The following is a 3,223-nucleotide window of genomic DNA, read 5'->3' as shown; positions in this document are numbered from 1 at the left end:
TGTAGTCGCTCACGCTGCTTGGCGGTAATTTTCTCACCGTCATCGGCGTGAGCACTGTACCGTCAGTCCGTCATCGTAGTGGTCGTCGTGCCGTCAATCATGGTAGGTGTAGCAGAGCAGCCGGTCATCCGGCCGCCCCTCGTTGCCGCTCTTGGTCTGCCAGCACCCGCTGGATGTGTGCGTCTTCTACGACGTCACTGTCTTTCGCTGCTGCGTCGTACAGGGCCTGCAGGCAGATTTGGTTCACCACCCGTGGAATCCCTCGACTGGCCCCGTAAATCAGGTGCAAAGCGCTGTCCGTAAACGCCGGCGCTTGCTGCCCGGTCAATCGAATCTGGTGGCGGATGTATTCAGCCGTCTCTTCTCTGCTCATTCCATGTAAGTGGTACACCATTTCAATCCGTTGCGAAATCGCCTCATACTTCTTGAGTCGCAACTTCCGTCGCAACTCTGGCTGTCCAACCAATATCAACGGGAACAGGGACATGGCGTCCATCCTCTGGTTACGGACGAACCTGAGTTCCTGCAGCATCTCATCGGAAATATCCTGTGCCTCATCGATCACCACAGCCCACCGTCTTTCGCCGGCAAGTCCACCGGCCTGGACCCGTTCGTTCCAAAGCTTCCTCGCACGGCTCACGGAGAAGGGGTTCGCCTCTCCTAGATATGAGAGAAGCTCTCCGTAAAACTCCTTTGGGCGCAGACCTGGTACACAAATGTAGACGGGGAGCCACTTCATCTCATCGAGTCCACCAATCAGTCGACGAATGAGTGTCGACTTCCCGCTGCCTACTTCACCGGCTAGCAGCCCCAGTGCGTTTTGCTCAAGCACCCATTCCATCCGGGCCAAGGCTTCCCGGTGTCCAGCGGTCTCGTAACATTCGTCTCTCTCCACATCCCGTCGAAACGGCAGCTTTTCAAATCCCCATTTCTCCTGCGGCGTCACTTGGATTCACCACGCTTTGTCTCCGAGAATCGCAGCGGGGATTCCTCGACTGCAGCCTGCTTGCGTCGGTTTTTCACCGCTTGGAAGAAGGAGACATGCTCTGTGGTTACTTTGTCGCTCTTCACCGTCGAGGCAACCCTGCGGTCATAACGGCGGGTCAGATCCACGGGCTTCGCATCGGACCATCGTTTGTCCTCAAACCAGACTTGGATCACCGAAAGGTCAAACGGGTCGTAACGCAGCGTCACCTTCTGTCTAGCCAGGTCAGCATCCACCTCGTAGGTGTTGCCCATCAGGGAAACACAAGCGGCTTTGTCTGCTGTACGTTCTTCCTCCCACAGAAAGATCTCCGTCAGTTCCGCCTCAGAAATCCGTTTGGGCACCCGGTTGCTGCTTGCAGCTCTTTCTTTTGGCGGCGTTCCCGTGCTTCCATGCTTGCGCAGGTGGTAATACCCGTCCACCCAGGCCCAGAACGCTTCATTCAACTCGCCAAGCCTCCGGATATGTCCCGCTTCCACTTGCTCATACGCTTCGGGAATGAAACTCGTATCGAGGAACCGGAATATCCGTTCAATTTTTCCACGACCAGCAGGACGGTAGGCTTTGCTATGCGACAGATGAATCCCCAGCCTTCCGCAGATGCGTTTCAAATGCTGGGACGAGAAAACCGCGCCGTTGTCCACGTACAGCCGTTCGGGGATGCCATACCGCAAGATCGCCTTTTTCAGGCTGTCTTCCAAGCGTGGCAGCTGTTCGTCCCAGTAGAACTGCCCGTGGACAACAAGCCTCGAGTAATCATCAAGGATGGCGAACAGAATCGTCTTTTTCTTACGTTCCGGATGGCTTGGATCAGGCAAGTACAGCGCATGCTTAAAATCCGCCTGCCACAGAACATGCACGTCTTCCGCCTCAAAGCGCCGGTATCCCCGGTCGTTGGAGCGAAGCAACTCTTTACGACTAGCTCCTAAGCGACGCAAATGGCGGGCTAATGTACTCTGTGCCACTGTGCCTGGCTCCACAACACCGCTTGCCTCGAGCAGAAGGACAATCTGCTCTACGCTGCGCTCAGGACGTTCCTTGCGTAACGCCACCGCCTTCTGAATCACTTCGTCTGGCAACTGGTGGCGCCCTTTGTCGCTACGGGTCTTGGGCATGAGGGCGTCGTATCCGCCCTTGCGGTACGCCTCCAGCCACCGTTCCAGGGTTCGTACACTGAGTGTCGTTCTGGTGGTGCCGGGAATCACATAGGATTGTTGTACCATCCGCTCAAAATAGGCACGCAGTTCCCCTGGAGACAACGGCGTTTGTCGACTCACAATGGGTGCAATCGTTCCGTATCGAAACGCCGCAATCTCCTTCGCCAACTTCTTTCGGTCCACCATACCATCTCCTCTCTCCAGAATCGGTACAAGCCTATTCTCGGACGAGCGTGCCAACCTGTTCCATAGACATACGCTGTGGGATCGGCTATGCCGTGCTGGTCGACTGTGACTGGCGGAGCCGGTACAGGCCGTGAAAGAGGCCAACATTCACTTTGCTTGGCGAAAGCTCCATCCAAATCTGCTGCCAGTACCGCAAACGCTGCGTTGGGCGGTTCCGTCCCCTTGGCATACGGATGGTGGGGTGCAGTGAGATCACATACTGCCAAAACTGGCTGTCAAGTTTGTCCATATCCTCCTGCCAGCGCTTCATCCATCGCCATACAGTGCGGGCACAGAGCGGACCCACCGGAGCCGGTAGACGTTTGGCCGCTTCTTCCAAAGATTGTTCATCCGCCTTCGTGCACACAACCTCTTGGACATCCCAAGTGAAGCGCTCATAACGACCGACGAAGCTCGGCAACACGCTGCAGGTGTGTTTGCAGTCCGAATTTGCACAGCGGAACCGAAACACCCGAATGCGCCAAAGCTTCTCCTCTGCCCACACGTTCCGAACGTAGCAGCCATGACTGTGCAGGGTGGTACACCCGCAATATTCGCATGACGGTGGACGCAACAAATCCAGGTCAGGAGCCTCACAAAATCGCAAATAGGACTCGACGTTCGGGAAGGGGATCGAATATGATAGAGACATAATCGAATATGGGCACGGGAAAACCGTGGCCTTGCAGAAGCAGAGACCGAGGCGGCCAAACCTTACGGTCTCTCTTCTTTTTCGCCTCCTGTCGATGATTGTCGGTACGATACAGATCGTCATACGACAATCACCGGGAAAACCCTCCGTCAACGAACACAACAAAAAACCGCTCATCCTCCGCCAAGTAGCGTGAGCGGTGAC

General features: G+C 55.8%; 3 protein-coding genes. All 3 read right to left on the bottom strand.

The genetic code is table 11. From position 1 onward, the window contains the following. Positions 1–124: 124 nt before the first annotated feature. Entirely contained in the window at positions 125–946 is an 822-nt protein-coding gene (locus tag AAC01S_RS18260) for an ExeA family protein (RefSeq protein WP_067625899.1), read from the bottom strand. After that, entirely contained in the window at positions 943–2,325 is a 1,383-nt protein-coding gene (locus AAC01S_RS18255; RefSeq protein ID WP_067625896.1) for a DDE-type integrase/transposase/recombinase, read from the bottom strand. The genes AAC01S_RS18260 and AAC01S_RS18255 overlap by 4 nt, the downstream gene beginning before the upstream one ends. 88 nt (positions 2,326–2,413) lie before the next feature. Further along, entirely contained in the window at positions 2,414–2,617 is a 204-nt protein-coding gene (locus AAC01S_RS19450; RefSeq protein ID WP_157071290.1) for a hypothetical protein, read from the bottom strand. Between the last annotated feature and the right edge of the window lie 606 nt (positions 2,618–3,223).

It is taken from the genome of Alicyclobacillus acidiphilus NBRC 100859 (assembly GCF_001544355.1).
Taxonomy (GTDB): Bacteria; Bacillota; Bacilli; order Alicyclobacillales; family Alicyclobacillaceae; genus Alicyclobacillus; species Alicyclobacillus acidiphilus.
This window is presented reverse-complemented; position numbering and strand designations above follow the sequence as displayed.